At 42.4% G+C, this 16749-nt stretch carries 14 protein-coding genes and 2 pseudogenes; 10 read left to right on the plus strand and 6 right to left on the minus strand.

Annotated elements, in window-relative coordinates; translation table 11 throughout:
* Both BGL89_RS11825 and BGL89_RS11830 read right to left on the minus strand, forming a co-directional pair.
* Positions 1-237, minus strand: a pseudogene (locus BGL89_RS11825) (helix-turn-helix domain-containing protein); the annotation flags it as partial.
* The gene (locus BGL89_RS11830) at positions 213-377 is read right to left on the minus strand and encodes a hypothetical protein (protein ID WP_286825871.1); all 165 of its coding nucleotides are present in this window, start codon (positions 375-377) and stop codon (positions 213-215) included. The gene BGL89_RS11830 and the pseudogene BGL89_RS11825, both read right to left, overlap by 25 nt.
* A gap of 8 nt (positions 378-385) precedes the next feature.
* Between BGL89_RS11830 and BGL89_RS11835 the strand changes: the two genes are divergently transcribed.
* The 4 genes from BGL89_RS11835 to dnaG all read left to right on the plus strand — a co-directional run bounded on the left by BGL89_RS11835 (position 386) and on the right by dnaG (position 5376).
* Complete coding sequence (locus BGL89_RS11835; RefSeq protein WP_286825872.1) at positions 386-952, plus strand: photosystem I assembly protein Ycf4; 567 nt, start codon at positions 386-388, stop codon at positions 950-952.
* Between the two features lie 28 nt (positions 953-980).
* Positions 981-1724, plus strand: coding sequence for a peptidylprolyl isomerase (locus tag BGL89_RS11840; RefSeq protein WP_286825873.1), 744 nt, complete (start codon positions 981-983; stop codon positions 1722-1724).
* A gap of 197 nt (positions 1725-1921) precedes the next feature.
* Positions 1922-3046, plus strand: a complete 1125-nt coding sequence (locus BGL89_RS11845; protein ID WP_286825874.1) for a beta-ketoacyl-ACP synthase — start codon at positions 1922-1924, stop codon at positions 3044-3046.
* 449 nt (positions 3047-3495) lie between these two features.
* Entirely contained in the window at positions 3496-5376 is a 1881-nt protein-coding gene (gene dnaG / locus BGL89_RS11850) for a DNA primase (RefSeq protein ID WP_286825875.1), read from the plus strand.
* A gap of 12 nt (positions 5377-5388) precedes the next feature.
* Here dnaG and BGL89_RS11855 read toward each other — a convergent pair whose 3' ends face one another.
* From BGL89_RS11855 to BGL89_RS11870, 4 genes and pseudogenes are all read right to left on the minus strand, one after another.
* Entirely contained in the window at positions 5389-6627 is a 1239-nt protein-coding gene (locus BGL89_RS11855; protein WP_286825876.1) for a glycosyltransferase family protein, read from the minus strand.
* Positions 6628-6760: 133 nt separating this feature from the next.
* Positions 6761-7921 carry a nucleotidyltransferase family protein gene (locus BGL89_RS11860; protein WP_286825877.1) on the minus strand — a complete coding sequence of 387 codons (1161 nt, stop codon included), beginning with the start codon at positions 7919-7921 and terminating at the stop codon, positions 6761-6763.
* Positions 7922-8275: 354 nt separating this feature from the next.
* Positions 8276-9449, minus strand: a pseudogene (locus BGL89_RS11865) (RNA-guided endonuclease InsQ/TnpB family protein).
* A 210-nt stretch (positions 9450-9659) separates the two neighbouring features.
* Positions 9660-9950, minus strand: a complete 291-nt coding sequence (locus BGL89_RS11870) for a small RNA NsiR4-regulated ssr1528 family protein (protein ID WP_286825878.1) — start codon at positions 9948-9950, stop codon at positions 9660-9662.
* Between the two features lie 20 nt (positions 9951-9970).
* Here BGL89_RS11870 and BGL89_RS11875 point away from each other — a divergent pair, with 20 nt between their 5' ends.
* From BGL89_RS11875 to BGL89_RS11900, 6 genes are all read left to right on the plus strand, one after another.
* The gene (locus BGL89_RS11875) at positions 9971-10459 is read left to right on the plus strand and encodes a BlaI/MecI/CopY family transcriptional regulator (RefSeq protein ID WP_149108066.1); all 489 of its coding nucleotides are present in this window, start codon (positions 9971-9973) and stop codon (positions 10457-10459) included.
* Positions 10459-11307: a M56 family metallopeptidase gene (locus BGL89_RS11880; protein WP_286825879.1), complete on the plus strand. Its 849-nt coding sequence runs from the start codon at positions 10459-10461 to the stop codon at positions 11305-11307. The genes BGL89_RS11875 and BGL89_RS11880 overlap by 1 nt, the downstream gene beginning before the upstream one ends.
* 2 nt (positions 11308-11309) lie before the next feature.
* Entirely contained in the window at positions 11310-11777 is a 468-nt protein-coding gene (bcp, locus tag BGL89_RS11885; protein ID WP_286825880.1) for a thioredoxin-dependent thiol peroxidase, read from the plus strand.
* Between the two features lie 156 nt (positions 11778-11933).
* Positions 11934-12731, plus strand: a complete 798-nt coding sequence (gene rpsB, locus BGL89_RS11890) for a 30S ribosomal protein S2 (protein ID WP_043997933.1) — start codon at positions 11934-11936, stop codon at positions 12729-12731.
* 116 nt (positions 12732-12847) lie between these two features.
* Complete coding sequence (tsf, locus tag BGL89_RS11895) at positions 12848-13603, plus strand: translation elongation factor Ts (RefSeq protein ID WP_286825881.1); 756 nt, start codon at positions 12848-12850, stop codon at positions 13601-13603.
* 584 nt (positions 13604-14187) lie between these two features.
* The gene (locus tag BGL89_RS11900) at positions 14188-16497 is read left to right on the plus strand and encodes an AAA family ATPase (protein ID WP_002753385.1); all 2310 of its coding nucleotides are present in this window, start codon (positions 14188-14190) and stop codon (positions 16495-16497) included.
* Positions 16498-16749: the final 252 nt, after the last annotated feature.

Genomic DNA, 16749 nt, shown 5'->3' on the forward strand with positions numbered 1-16749 from the left:
CTTAGTACGACCAGCAAAGAAGTTAGTGAAAGCTGTTTGTAAATGTCTTAACCCTTGTTGTAAAGGTACACAACTAACTTCGTTTAAAAAGCCTAATTCTTCTTGCTTTTTCCACTCGGTTAGCATTAAAGAAGTTTCAGCATATCCTACTCTTTCTTGTCTTTCGTATCATGCTTGTGTTCTGAGATGGAGTGCCTTATTGTCAACTAATCTTACACAGCCCAAAGTGCGCCGCAATAGCGACTCTTGTTCGGGTGTGGGGTAAAATCATCGGTAAGAATAGGCTTTTTCCATGTCTCACATTCTGGCATATATCGTGTAAATGTGCTAATATTTAACGGTAAAGCCGTCGTTCTACGACGGGGTTTCAGACCCAAAATTTTCGATGAAAGCGCAAACAACAAGTAAAGATAGCCTGATCCTACGGCAAGAAGTAGTGGGTTCCCGTCGCCCTAGTAACTATTTTTGGGCTGTAATCGTCTCTATTGGCGGTCTAGGGTTTCTCCTCGCCGGTCTTTCCAGTTATTTGAAGGTCAATCTACTTCTCGTTAGCGATACCAGTTCCTTACAATTTATTCCCCAAGGAGTCGCCCTCCTCTTTTACGGTACTGCGGGGACTCTTTTAGCCATCTATCTCTGGTTATCTCTCCTCTGGAATGTCGGAGGTGGTTACAACGAGTTTAACAAGGAAACCGGCAAAGTTAAAATCTTTCGTTGGGGCTACCCGGGCAAAAATCGTCGCATTGATCTTGATTGGCCTCTCGAAGATGTGCAAGCTGTGCGGGCCGAAGTGCGAGAAGGACTCAACCCGAAACGGGAACTATTCCTGCGGATTAAACAGCGTCGCGATATCCCTTTAACTCGCGTCGGCGATCCTATGTCCCTCTCGGAATTGGAAAATCAAGGAGCGCAACTCGCTCGTTTTCTGGAAATTCCTCTAGAGGGATTGTAGGCCTTTTTTCGCTCTTTTTGGCTATAAAATGATGAAGATAAGAAAATCTTGCTGGCTGTCTCTAGTTTGTGTTTTTTTAATCACAACGACGACACTTTTCGGCTGTTCTTCCCCGGAAGCTAATTCCACCCCCGATAATTCTAGTATCACCCAAACCTCTCAACCTGCCAGTTCGGGCAGTGTCAACATGGATAATTACAAACCCCGCTTAGATGGAACTGCCGTCGTCGAGATGATAATCAAAGGTAAACCAGTAACGATCGAAATTGATGGCAATGCAGCCCCAATTACTGCCGGTAACTTTGTGGATCTGGTGGGGAGAGGTTTTTATAATGGTTTAACTTTCCATCGCGTGGTTAAGGAACCGCAGCCTTTTGTCGCCCAAGGTGGTGATCCCCAAGGTCGCGGAACTGGTGGTTTTGTTGATCCAGAAACCAAGCAATCCCGTTATGTTCCCCTGGAAATTCTCCTTAAAGACGAAAAAGAGCCGATTTATGGGAAATCAATCGGTCAACAGGCCACGGCGCGCACTCCCATCGTCGCTTTACCCCATAAACGCGGTGCAATCGCAATGGCCCGTTCTCAACAACCTAATTCCGCTTCTTCTCAATTTTATTTTGCCCTGTCGGATATCAATTTCCTCGATGGTGATTATGCCGTTTTTGGTTATGTAACTGAGGGAATGGAAGTGATCGATACGATCAAACAAGGGGATAAAATTGACTCGGACTCGGCTAAAGTTATTTCCGGTGCGGAAAATCTGAAAAAATAGCGATCAGTTAGGGTGGGACCGGGCGACAATAATTTAATATTCGCCGTCACCCACCAAATCATTAGACCTCTTGCAAAAATCAAAAATCTTCCGTTAGGTGAGGAGACTCCGAGACTCCGCGACAACTATCCTACCTTTGCAGGAGGTGTAATATTCTGATAACTGATAACTGATAACTGATACCTGATAACTGATAAATGAATGTTGTGGTGACGGGAATTGGGTTGATCAGTTCTCTGGGAAATTTAAGTCAGAGTTGGCAAAGATTACTAGAGGGCAAAACTGGTATAACTAGGCAACAACCCTTTTCTGATTTACCCGCATTACCCCTGGGTTTAATCGGTCAAAAACCTGCATTTTTAGAGGATTTAACCAAAATTGCCCTGATTGCTGCCCTTGAAGACGCTCAATTAACCCCTCCCTTAAAGGATTGTGCTGTCACTATCGGTTCTAGTCGCGGTTGTCAGGGTTTATGGGAACAGATGGCAGCGACGGGAATAGTAGAAAACTGGTTAGATAGTTTACCCGATCGCGCCTCGGTATTGACCGCTAGATTGATAGAAACCGGCGCCCCAGTGTTAGCACCCATGGCGGCCTGTGCCACGGGTATCTGGTCGCTCGCGCAGGGTGTAGAATTAATCAAAATGGGAGAATGCGATCGAGTTTTAGCCGGGGCGATCGAAACCCCGATCACTCCCTTAACTTTGGTGGGATTTGAACAGATTGGAGCTTTGGCGAAAACGGGCTGTTATCCTTTTGATAGAGCTAGGGAGGGCTTGGTTTTGGGCGAAGCTGGGGCGATTTTAGTCCTTGAATCGGAAGAACTGGCTTTAAGCAGAAATGCCCCCATCTACGGGCAAATTTTGGGCTATGGTTTTACCTGCGATGCCGATCATGTCAGCGCCCCGGCGATTAATAATCGTAGTGCTACCAAAGCCATAGAACTATGTTTGCATAGAAGTCAATTAAGAAAAGATGAAATTAATTACATTCACGCCCACGGCACTAGCACGCGTTTAAACGATGAACGGGAGGCAAGCCTGATCGCCAGCATTTTTGGCTCGCAAGTGGCTGTAAGCTCGACAAAAGGGGCAACAGGACACACTTTAGGGGCTTCGGGGGCGTTAGGTGTGGCTTTTTGTTTAATGGCCCTGAAAAATCAGCTAATTCCCCCCTGTGTCGGTGTGCGCGAGTCGCCTTTTCAGTTAAATTTAACTAGATCGGCTGTTAATTTTTCCCTGCACAATTGTCTCTGTCTTAATTTCGGTTTCGGAGGACAAAATGCAGCCATCGCAGTGGGGAAGTTTTTCAGTGATCAGTAATCAGTGATCAGTAATCAGTAATCAGTAATCAGTGACGGGAGCATCTCACCTTTGTAACCCCTAAATCAGGTTTTATGTCAAGCTATTTTGAAAGCCTTGCTAGAAACCAGTTTTAGGGACAAGTATATTGCATAAATGAAATGCTCCCTCAGTGACCATTTCTTTCCCTGCCGGTCTCTGCATTTCTTTTTAACAAAACTTAACAATTATGGGCGAAATTTTGCTGGCTTTTGTCGGGAGATTTTGAGATAATATTTTTAAAAGATTTTATTCATAATGGTAATGTTTGAACTTAATAAAAATTGCACGGATTCCCATTATGAGAAAAGCATAGCACAAGCCGCCGCCAAAGTCAAGTCCTTTCTTATTACTTATGGGTGCGAATTTCCAGGAGTCAAAAAGGGCCTTAGTGGGGGTGCTAGGTATAGACTGATTACTGATAACTGATTATGGATACACCGCGACTACATCCGGATACGATCGAAGAAGTTAAACAAAGAATTGATATTGTGGATTTAATTTCCGAGAGAGTCGTCCTCAAAAAAAGGGGACGGGAATACGTCGGTTTATGTCCTTTTCACGAGGAAAAATCCCCCAGTTTTACGGTTAGTCCTGCCAAACAAATGTATTACTGTTTTGGCTGTGGTGCAGGGGGAAACGGGATTAAATTTCTTATGGAAGTGGGAAAACAATCTTTTAGTGAAGTGGTTTTCGATCTCGCTAGAAGATATCAAATCCCGATTAAAACTCTAGCAGTAGAACAGCGTCAGGAATTAGAGCAGAAATTATCCCTCAAGGAACAATTATACGAAATAATGGCCGTGGCGGTGAGTTTTTATCAACACGCCCTTAGTCAACCTCAAGGGGAAAAAGCGTTAGATTATCTCAAAGTACAACGACAACTAACCGCAGAAACTATCGCTAATTTTCAACTGGGATATTCTCCGGAAGGTTGGGAAACTCTCTATCGTTATTTAGTGGAACAAAAGCGCTATCCTGTGGCTTTAGTGGAACAAGCAGGATTAATTAAAGCGCGTCAAAATGGTAGTGGTTATTACGATCAATTTCGAGATCGTTTAATGATTCCTATTTTTGATAGTCAAGGACGAGCGATCGCTTTTGGTAGTCGCACTTTAGGTAATGAGCAGCCAAAGTATCTAAATTCTCCCGATACTCCTCTATTTGAAAAGGGAAAAACTCTCTTTGCGCTCGATCGAGCTAAACAGGCAATTATTCATCAAGATTTAGCCATAGTTGTGGAGGGTTATTTTGATGCGATCGCTCTCCATGCTGCTGGTATTACTAATGTGGTTGCCTGTTTAGGAACAGCCTTAAGTCAAGAGCAAATTAAATTACTTTTGCGCTACAGTGAAAGTAAACAAATAATCTTTAATTTTGATGCCGATCAAGCAGGAATTAAAGCGACACAACGAGCGATCGAGGAAATTAACTCCCTAGTTTATTCAGGACAAGTTAACCTAAAAATCCTCAATCTTCCCGATGGTAAAGATGCCGATGAATTTCTTAAATCCCATACTGACGGGGTGAATAGTTATCGAGAACTAATCGAAAAATCTCCTTTTTGGATTGATTGGCAAATCTCGCAAATGTTGGTTAATAAAGATTTAAAACAGGGACTACATTTTCAACAAGTAGCCAATAGTATGGTGAGTTTATTGCAAAAGTTAATCGATAGCAATCAACGCACTTTTTATCTAGATTATTGTGCTGAAATTTTGGCTCAAAAAGATGCCACTCGTTTGCCTTATATTTTAAAAAATCTCTCAAAGCAGGTTAATAAACCTCAAGGAAAATCTCTGGCAATCAAGAGGAAAAATATTTTAGATAAATCCGAAAAAAATAGCTCGGAAAAAGCCGAATGGTTATTATTATTAATCTATCTCCATTATCCTGAATATCGGGAAATAATTTTAGAATCTTTGGATGAAAAAGATTTAATTTTTAATCTGCCTGATTATCGTTGGTTATGGCAAGTAATTCTAGAGTTAGAACCCCAAATTACTAAACCAAGAGATTTGATGTCAGCTTTACAGAATCATTTATTGATGATAACCACAGACAAAAACCGTGATTTTAATTCTTTATTTCACTTAAATGAACATACCAGTCAGGAAATTTTGCAGCCAGAAGAACAGATCAAAGATGCTATTATAGCTATGGAAAAAATTAGTTTAATGGAATATCGTCGCTACTGTCAAGAACAATTAATTAATGCTCTCGACAGCAATCAACGGGAATTTTATCAGCAGGAATTTTATCAAACTGTTAATAAATTAATCGAAATTGATCCTCTCTACCAACAAGCTTAATTCTCCGATTGATTAGAAGCTAGACAGTTGTTCTGCAATAATAGATACTAACTTATCCACTGCTCCCGCTTGCCCGCGTACTGAGCGCAATTTTTGCCGGATAGCCTCTAATTGTTCGGGATTTTCTAACCAAGATATAGCTATATTTGCCGCTTCTTCTGGTTGTAATTCCCCCAATAATTCCGGAACAATTTCGGCACTGGCCCAAATATTTGGCCAGGCATATAAACGCTTTTTCCGCAACATATAGAGATTAATTATCTTAGCAAATAAAGAACCCACCCCCGGCAGTTGGGCTAATAAACCGGGTAAACCGTCCCAAGTCCGCATCGCGTCTAGTTGCTGAGTCGGTAGTAAAATAATCATCGGGATTGCCAGCGCCCCTAATTCAGCCGTATTAGCACCCACCGTCGTTAAAGCTAAATGACAGCGAGAAAGCTGGTTATGGGCGGGAAAAGCGGTAATTAGGTCAACTTTTACCCCCTTAGCTGTTTCTAGATAGGGTTTTTCACCGTTTTTTAATTTGGCAGCACTCCAACCAGTTTTATTAATCATCGGATTATAGCTAGGATCGGCAAATTTCGCCAAATAAGCTAAATTTATGGTAGGAGCAACGGGAATTAAGAATTTAGTCTGGGGATTGTGTGCGTGTATCTTTTCAGCAATGGCTAAGGTTAGGGGTACACCCTGAGCTAATTTCGAGGGTTTGGAACCGGGGAGGAGCGCGATTAAGGTAGCGTCATCAGGGGTGATAGCAGTGGGCAAATCCACCATTAAATCGCCGATAACAGTAAATTTATGCTGATATTGTTGGGGAATATTATTTAATACACTTGTATTCATCACGGCAAAGCGATCGATCCCCCGATACCAACGCGCTTCCCATTCCGCATAGATAACGGTGCGATAACCCAAACGTTTACCGATGGTGAGGGCAAAAAATTGATCGCCCCCTAAAAATAAAACGATGCCCTTGGGGTGCCAATCCCAATTATCGGCGGTTTTTCCCCAGAAAAGAAAATTAAAGAAGTTTTCTGGCGACTGGACTCGATCGACCCCTGGATATTTCCTAACTACTTCCGTTTCCGCCCCCATAGAATGAGTACAAGGGGAAAGAATCACCGAAATCCGCAACAGCGATCGATCTTCTGTTAAGTTTTGTCGCAATCTCTTGACAACTGGACGCACCCATGTAGATATTTCTCCCGGACCATTAGAGAGAATGAGCAGATCAACAGGAGAATCAAACATGATAAGTAGTCGTGCAAAATTAATGTCTTGGTTAGGATAGGCACTCATGCAAGGGGTAGTTAGATATGTGTAATTAATTTTGCGCGCGGTACTTATCAAGCAAAAAGTAAAAAGTTCCCTGTTGCGGTGTTGCCTACTTGCCATTGAATAAAGAACGAATTGCCTGATGTTTAGGGTGATCAAATTCTGGGGGAACCTTGCGGGTATCGGTAATCAACCAATCCAAGGCTGCCGCTTCCACATCGATCGCCGCGCCGGTTTTATCAACACAATAGCGCCCAAAGACCAACTTATCCACCAAACGCGCCCCTGAACCGAGGCGAGAATATTCAAAAATAACGCTATTATCCACCGTCGCGCCGCCACAAATCCAACAATTTGGGCCAATCATACTCGGACCGACAATTTTCGCCCCGTCTTCAATGCGCGTCATTGCCCCGATATACACAGGTCCGGTGATATCGACTCGATCCCAGTTTACCCCCACATTTAAGCCCGTGTAGATGCCCGGTTTGACTTCGATGCCGGGGATAGCAACATTTTTAATTTTCCGGGATAACACCCCGCGAATTGCCTGCCAGTAGTCGGGGACTTTGCCGATATCCACCCATTCAAAATCCATGTTTAAAGCGTAGAAAGGGGCAGCTTTAGCGACTAATTCGGGGAATAACTCGCCCCCGATGTCGTATTTACTATTAGGGGGAATAAAATCAATGATTTCTGGTTCAAAAATATAGATACCCGTGTTAATGCAGGTACTTAAAGCTTCATCGATGGCCGGTTTTTCTTGGAAACTGAGAATCCTTCCCTCCTCGTCGCTAACTACCACCCCATAACTGGATACTTCCTCTCTGGGGACGGTTTTGGTGACAATAGTGGCGATCGCTCCCTTTTCTCGATGCCATTTAACGGCTGCGGTTAAATCGAGATCGATCAGAGCATCACCACAGAGAACCACAAAAGTATCGTCAAAAAAGGGATTAAAATCTTGAATTCGTCGTAAACCGCCCGCCGATCCCAAGGCATCACCGATTAACTCGCCCTCTTCGATTCTACCCTCAAAAGAATAGCCGATATGCACCCCAAAACGCTGACCATCGCGGAAATAACTCTCAATTTCTTCGGCTAAATGACTGACATTGACCATGATCTGATCAAAGCCATGCTGTCGCAACAGTTCCAACAAAAACTCCATCACCGGCTTTTGTAAAATTGGGATCAGGGGTTTGGGAATCGTATGGGTAATCGGACGGACACGAGTTCCTTTGCCTGCTGCCAAAATCATGGCTTTCATTGATGTTTATTTCCTTTTGCGATCGAGGTCTGAAGTTAAATCATGCCTAGTGTATCATTATCGGCCTGGAATCAGTGGTTATTGATCGCCTTGACCATTAGATCAACCTAGACTTCCGGCCTAATTTTTCCAACAGTCGGCTCTCTTAGGTTTGGTGGGTAAAATGTATTCTAAGATACAGTCCTGCTGGCGAGCGTGTGGAAGGAACCCGACCGACACAGAGGACACAAAGATCGATCACTACTATATAAGTTAAACTGATCACACAAAGAATAAGAGAGCCAAATGGTGAGCAAAAATTTGACTACTTGAGATATTGACACTCCCGTCGCGCTCATGCGAGGGATTCTTGGTTCACTGACTCAAGTTGTCTTGACAGGTATTGCTACCAACCAAGATAGAGCTTAAATCTCCCCAAGCGTTTAGGTCTGACGACCAGCTTCCGATATGCCCTATCGTAGCTTTTTTGAGTATATTTAATGCCGCCATCTTGTCCCTATCTTCTATATACCCACACAAACAAACATGAGTTCTGACTGATAGAGACTTTTTGACTAACCGACCACAATTAAGGCATTCTTGACTTGTATAGGCTGGATTAACTGCAATAGTTAATCGGCCGTATTTAATACCAAAATACTCTATCCATTTTCTTAATTGCGACCAACCCGCATCATTAATACTCTTAGCTAGTTTTCGATTACGCACAAGGTTCTTGACTTTTAAATCTTCGTAAGCTATCAAGTCGTTTGACTGAATTAAACGGAGTGCCAATTTTTTAGCAAACTCTTCTCGTTGCCTACTTACTTTTAAATGTCCCTTGGCGTATTTTTGACTAGCTTTTTTGTAGTTATTAGACTGCTTTTGTCCTCTCTTAAACTTTTTAGACTTTCTTCTATTCAGTTTATTAAGACGCTTCTCTGCTTTTCGATAATACTTAGGAGGCTCTACTGTATTCCCGTTACTGTCAGCATAAAGATATTTTAGTCCCATGTCTAATCCTACGCAATGACCCGTCGATTCTAATTGTGGGGTTATATCTCTAGCATCGAGTTTTAGCATTAACTGGCAATAATATCCATCAGCCCTTTTAACTATTCTTATCCGTTGAATTTGCCATTCTTGAAAATAAAACAAGTCTCGACTACCAATTAGTTTTAACTCCCCAATGTTTTTTCCATCAGTGAAAGTTATTCTTTTTAAACTCAACAGAATGAGTACGTTTAGAGTATTTAGGATATCCTTTTTTACCAGCGATTTGGTTCTTGCAATTGTTATAGAACCTAAGAATAGCAGTCCAAGTCCTACGCCACGCCTATTGACAAGCTGTAGAGTTAAGGTCTTGAACAAAAGGATATTCACTTCTTAATTGAGTGACATATTTATATACATCCTTTTGTCCTACACCTTTATTGTCTTCCCAATATCTAAGACATTTATTCCGAACAAACTGTACTGTCCGAATAGCCTCATCAATGGCTTGATATTGAGATGGTTTTCCTCTAAGCTTGTACTCCAAAACAAACATTTTGCGTTATCGACCCAATGATCGCAAACTATTCTAGCATACTAAAATTAAATTGGCAACTATAGATTAGAGTTATTTTTAGTCGTGCTCGTGTCACTGAGCCTTTACATTGAGCCTTTACATTGAGCCTGTCGAAATGTGTCGAAGTGCTGTTCTATGCTGGCGGAACCTTTCATCTCCGAGGTGAAACCGAGAGATGAAAAGCCGACATTATAGGTAAAAAGCGATTTCTTTTTCCTTGAGAGGAGCAAAATCGGCGGCTAACAACAGCTGATTTAATTCCTCTTGGGGGATATGTTTGGCCCCGATGCGGACAATTCGCGATCTCATCGTGTTAGAAACCCCGCTTCTTTGTCGTCCTGCTTCCAAACCCATTATCCGGTGATAAAGTTCCAATTTTGCTGGGGGAATGGGGGAACCATCAAAATCAATGCCATTAGCGATCGCCACATCAATGGCATCAGCGCCCGTAATCGTGGTTAAATTATTTTCAGTGGACATAAAGACAAGATAAAAGATCGTTGCTATTTTATCAGGCGATCGATATCCGCCGCTATGATCAGGAAAGTAATCTTCATTTCTGTGTGACTATGGCTCAATTGCCGACCTATCAACCAAAACAGTTATCCTTGGGCCCCCTAGAAGCGGAAATTCTCAATATTGTCTGGGAATTGGAACCCGTTAGCGTTAAGGATGTCCACGATCGCATTTTAGCGGATCCAGAACGAGATCTGGCCTATACTTCTGTGACTACGGTACTGCGTCGTTTAACTAATAAAGGCTGGTTAAGTTGTTATAAACAGGGTCGGATTTTCTACTGGAAACCGATGGTTTCTAAGGAACAAGCACAGGCAATTAAAGCCTACGAACAATTACATCGTTTTTTGGCTATTGGTAATGCGGATGTGGTGGCTTCTTTTGCCGATAGTCTCGATACTGCTAGTGTGGAACAATTAAAAGCGATCGCCTCTCGTTTAGATACCCTTCGTCAACAACGGGGAGAAGGCTAATGCACAGTTTAATGTTATTACTAGCATTAACTATCGCGGTTAGTTTACGTTGGTTTCTGCCCAGCTATCAGCGTCGTTGGCAGACAACGCTATTTTTCTTCTTTTTTCCTCCTTTGCTGCTGTTAATGACAGTTATATCGGTGGTTTGTATGGGCTATCGTGGGCAAATGTTGGGCTATCACTCCAGTTTAATTAGTTACTTTAGTGCCATAGTTTGGCTAGTTTTTGCTCTATTTTGTCTGATAAAACTCTCCTATCAAACTTGGCAAACCCATCGGGATTTTAGCAGTTATCCCCTCAAAAAAATCACCGCTCAGAAGGCGAGAGTTTTAGCGATAGATTTTCCCTACAGTGCCAGAGTTGGCTTCTGGAAGTCGCAATTAATTGTGACGCAAGGATTATTAAATCTCTTAGATCAAGAACATTTACAAGCAGTTTTAGCCCACGAACAAGCTCACCAAGAATATCATGACACTTTCTGGTTTTTCTGGTTAGGTTGGCTGCGATCGATGTCTTCTTGGCTGCCCAATAGCGAAAATTTATGGTTAGAATTAGTCTTCTTGCGGGAATTGCGCGCCGATAAGTACGCTTCCGGACAAGTGGATTATTTACTATTAGCTGAATCGCTGCTTTTAGTGGCAGAAAAAGTTAATCAAGTAGCGGAAATAAATTTCTCCGATAGTTGCTGTGTCGCTCTCAATGATAATTCTTTAAATAATCGTTTATTAGAGAGAATCGAAGCTTTAGTTGAGTCAGAAAAACCCGAACTTCCCAGATTTAACTATCAAGTCTGGCTATTGCTTTCCCTCTCCCTCGCTCCTTTCTTACTCTTGCCTTTACACTCCTAAAAATGACCCTAGAAGTTGGACAAAAAGCCCCCGAATTTGCCACCCCAAACCAAAGAGGCGAAATTAGTAAATTAGCAGATTTTGCCGGTCAGTGGTTGGTCTTATATTTTTATCCCAAAGATAACACTCCGGGCTGCAGCACAGAAGCGATCGATTTCACCGCTTTGTCGCCGCAATTTCAGCAATTAAATGCGGTAATTCTGGGAGTTAGTCCCGATTCAGAAAAGTCCCACTGTCGTTTTATTGAAAAACACAATTTAACTATTCAATTATTGAGCGATACCGAGCATCAACTGGCGGAAACTTATCAAGTCTGGGGATTAAAAAAATTTATGGGCAAGGAATATATGGGGATTAGACGCTCCACTTTCCTGATCGACCCTTGGGGAAATATTGCCTATATTTGGTCAAATGTCAAGGTAAAAGCCCATGCAGAAGCGGTTTTGAAAAAACTTGAGGAATTGCAGTAGCAAGCCCTCAGTACCCAATATTTACGGGTATGCAATTACGCCCTTTCGTGTTAGACTAGAAAAGTTGTCAAAAATCGCACATCTAGGCGATCGGGTGTTTCTAGGAATCTAGAAATCCAGCCCTAGATGGAGGATAAACCCGAAAAGGAGAAAAATATGCCCGTTGTCTCTCTTGCAGAATTGCTAGAGTCTGGGGTTCACTTTGGCCATCAAACGCGCCGTTGGAACCCGAAAATGTCTCAGTACATCTACACTGCCCGGAATGGGGTTCATATCATTGATTTGGTGCAAACTGCCCAATTAATCGAAGAAGCTTACGAATTTGTCCGAGGAGAAGCCGATAGCGGTAAACGCTTTTTATTCATCGGTACGAAACGGCAAGCGGCAGCAATCATTAAACAGGAAGCTTTACGCAGCGGTAGCCACTTCGTTAACCAACGCTGGTTAGGGGGAATGTTAACCAACTGGGAAACCATTCGCGGCCGGGTAGAAAGACTCAAAGAATTAGAAGAATTAGAAAATAGCGGCGCCCTCGATAAACGACCGAAAAAAGAAGCATCGGTACTGCGTCGGGAATTGGGCAAACTGGAAAAATACCTCGGTGGCATTAAAACCATGCGCCGGCTGCCGGATTTAGTCGTCGTAGTCGATCAGCGTCGGGAATACAACGCTATCCAAGAATGCCAAAAATTGGGCATTCCCATCATCTCCCTCTTGGATACTAACTGCGATCCTGACCTGGTAGATGTGCCGATTCCCGCCAACGATGACGCAATTCGCTCAGTTAAACTGATTTTAGGCAAAATTAGCGATGCGATCATCGAAGGTCGTCGCGGTGGTCAAGCAGCGGTGGAAGAATACGAGGAAGACTACGATAATGAAACCGAGTACGAGGAAGAAGGTGATTATTCCCAATACGCCGCCGAATTTGCCAGTGGAGACGACGATAACTAGGGAAAATTAGCTATTGATCGCGGCTAGGTTCGGGGGGAAACTTTCCGAACCTATCGATCAGTAAAACCTGCCCCTCTCGTGGCATGATCAATTATAAGCAGTAGGTTAGGAATTTTATGGCGGAAATTACAGCACAACAGGTTAAAGAACTTAGGGAAAAGACCGGCGCCGGCATGATGGATTGCAAGAGGGCGCTGACGGAAAACGCGGGGGATATAACCAAAGCGATCGAATGGTTGCGTCAAAAAGGGATTACTTCCGCCGAGAAAAAAGCTAGTCGGGTAGCGGCAGAAGGGATGATCGGCAGTTACATCCACACCGGCAGCCGCATCGGTGTTTTAGTGGAAGTGAACTGTGAAACCGATTTTGTGGCCCGTCGCGAGGAGTTCAAAAAATTGGTTAATGACGTGGCGATGCAGATTGCCGCTTGTCCTAACGTCGAATATGTAAAAGTGGCCGATATTCCCGCCGAAATCTCCGCCAAAGAAAAAGAAATTGAGATGGGACGGGACGATTTAGCCAATAAACCCGATAATATCAAAGAAAAAATCGTGGCCGGCCGCATTGAAAAACGTTTGAAAGAACTTTCTCTGCTCGATCAACCCTTTATCCGCGATCAGAACATCAGTATTGACGAATTGCTCAAACAAGCGATCGCTGCTTTAGGAGAAAATATTCAGGTGCGTCGTTTCCAACGCTTTGTACTAGGTGAGGGGATCGAGAAAGAAGAAACGGATTTCGCCGCCGAAGTAGCCGCCCAAATGGGACAAAAAGCCCCGGAACCCGTAGCAGCAGCCCCGCAAGTGGAGGAAAAAGCCCCGGAACCGGCAGCGCAGGATAATCCGCCCGCTAAAGGCAAAAAGAAAAAGTAAGTTAAATGAAGATCAATCTGGCGGGGTGCGAGTTTCGTACCCTTTTTGTCTTCAGGGAAGTGGGGGGACTTGATCAGTTATCAGTAATCAGTCAAAAGAAAAAAGAAATTGGCAACCCAGCAATTCTCATTTTGAAACGATTTTGCCTTGTTTCAGCGACCTAGAGATTCGTTAAAGAATTATTAACCCCTCTAGGTGCAAGGGTTTTAATGTCATGAAACCTTAAAATGAGAATTGCTGGTGCGGTAGGAGTAATGCCTAAGGCGGATCGTCTCTCTCACTACGTCTAGGAGTTTTCGGGGTGGGGGAGGGTTCATAACAGAGTACGCTAATCGGCATAACACGCTTATTGTAATATTATACGGAAAACTTCTTGCGATCACTCCACTTGAGAGTAATATACGGAAAGATTCTTGAAAAAGTGTGTATTTAGCGTAGTATAAGGAAAGTTTCCGTATATCATATAGTTAGGGCTTTCAGCAGCGCTATGATTAGATGCTTAGCTATTTGAACCTCAAGGGTACAATTACCTTGACACACAATTCAATCTAATAGAGACACTAGAGAGTATTAAGAGTGCGAGCATGCTCAAAAAAATATTGCACATCAAAAATTTAGGACTATTCAATAATGCAGCTTGTACTTCAACTCCGTTTGCCAGAGCCACTTTAATTTACGCAGAAAACGGTCGTGGTAAATCAACACTAGCAAGTATCTTACGTTCCTGTTCGACAGGTGATATAGCATCAGTTAGTCTTCGCCAATCACTCGATAGCAACAACGCACCAGAAGTAAATCTACTTTTTGAGAAAGAGAGTTCTCGAACACAAGCTAAATTTGATGGAAGCGTTTGGTCTTGCTCCTACTCTGACCTTTTAGTTTTTGATACTGAATTCGTTGACAAAAATGTATATTCTGGAACTGTTGTTAACACAACCCATAGGCAAGGATTATTAGAGTTTGCATTAGGAGAAGATGCTGTTCAATTAAAGAAAGAAGTAGACAGTGAAGCACAAAAAGCTTCTGAAAAATCGAGGGAAGTAGTTGCTATTGAAAAACAGCTAGCAAATTACACAGATGGAATGTCACTTGAAGAATTTGCAAACTTTCAGCCAGATCCAGATGTGGATCAGAAAATAACTTCTCTACAAATACGACTTGATGCTGCCAAAAGTAATGCAGTCCTTCAAAGAAAAGCATGCCCAGAATTAATTCCTGAGCCATCACTTAACCTAGAAGTATTTTTTGGGATTCTTTCTACAACGTTAGAAGATGTTGAAAAAGATGCTGAAGAAACTGTTCGGTCACATATCAGCAAGTATTACAATGGAGGTCTCGAAAATTGGTTGAGTCAGGGGCAAGCATTTAATCATGAGAATGGTTGCCCATACTGCGGACAGGCTCTTGAATCAGATAATCTAATTAAAGCTTATAAAACTCATTTCAATCAAGCATACAAAGATCTGAAGTCTAAGGTTTCCAGCCTAGCGCAAAGCATTGAAAAGAGGCTTTCTGATGAAATTATTGATAAACTCATTTCTACAGTAGAAAAGAATCAGTCTTTAGCTGATGAGTGGGCTGAACATGTAGAATTCCAGAGATTTGAATTAGAAAAAACTGTATTGTCAGACAACTTCAAGCAAATTCGCATCTTATTTGACAAATTGGCTCAAGCCAAGCAACAAAACCCTCTAGATACAGTAGGATGTGATACTGAAAAAGCCCAATCGAAACTTCTTTGGGAAAAAGTACTTTTAGCAGTAAGAAATTGTAACGATTCAATTCAAGCTTTCATAGATAGGGTAATTGAATTCAAGCGTAAAATGGCTGGTGAAAATATTCAAGAAATTCAAAAAGAAATTGAAAGCTTGAAACTGATTAAAGTTCGTCAAGAATCAGCTGTCTGTGACTTAATTCAACAATGGAATGATGCCAGAGATACGAAGAAGTTACATGAACGTCAGAAGGTCAGTGCTCGCAGAGATCTAGATGATCTCATGACTCGAACACTTCAGCAATATCAGAGCGAGATCAATACTTTAACAAAGAAGTTTGGCGCACTATTTGAAATCGATCAGCTAAGTCATGACTATCGGGGTACAGGACTTCCTCGCTCAAATTATGGTTTAAAAGTGAAAGGTCGGGATGTGAAGCTTTCAGCGGATGCTGCTCCATCGTTTTCAACTGCTTTAAGTGAGGGCGATAAGCGGACGTTAGCTTTTGCTTTTTTTATTGCCCGCATTGAAGCTGATGCAAATCTCAGCAGTAAAATTATTGTGGTTGACGACCCTGTGTGTAGCCTAGATCAGAGTCGACGTTCCCAAACGAAAAGGATTTTACGCGAGATCGGCAGGAAATCGGCACAGCTAATTGTGCTTGGGCACGATGCACATTTCTTGCGAGATCTTCGTGATGATTTGCAGGAAAGCCGAGTTAACATTCCCACGCAATTATTCAAAATTAGTCGAGTTGCTAATGACTACTCCGATTTTTCCACCTTTGATATTGATAAAGAATGTGCTTCTGGCTACTACAGGAATCATAAGATACTGCAAGATTTCGTAAATGGTGAAACTTTTGATGATCTATATGTAGTAGCACGTTCTATTCGTCCACTACTAGAAGGATATTTGCATCGACGATTTCCAGGACATGTCCAACGGAACAAACTTTTTGGACAAATTATTGGGGATGCAAGAGCGGCACAACCTCCTAATCCACTTGTTTATTTACAACCGCTAGCAACTGAACTTTATGAAATTAACGATTATGCAGGACAGTTTCATCATGATACAAATGCTGCTGCTGATACAGTTTCTATAAATGAAGCAGAATTACGTAGCTACGCTGAACGTGCCCTAACTATTATTTATAAGGGAGAACCCCTATCCTGATGAATAAACCCTAACAACGCCCATGCACACCGACCGTCAAAAGCTTATCTGTTGAGCGTTCGAGATTGTCTGCGGCGGGTGATGGGCAACGTTATGCATAATTCTCTAATGCTATGATAAAAAAGTTTTTGGAGTTCGCAAAAAATCATCCTGCAATTGTTCCGGCGTTGTCAGACAGAAAGATGAATCAAGCAGAAACGCAGGGAATAGGAACATCCTTAAACTTGAGGTAATGAATAAGAAGCCGAATTG

Origin of the sequence: Microcystis sp. LSC13-02, from assembly GCA_002282935.1 — a bacterium.
Lineage (GTDB): Bacteria > Cyanobacteriota > Cyanobacteriia > Cyanobacteriales > Microcystaceae > Microcystis.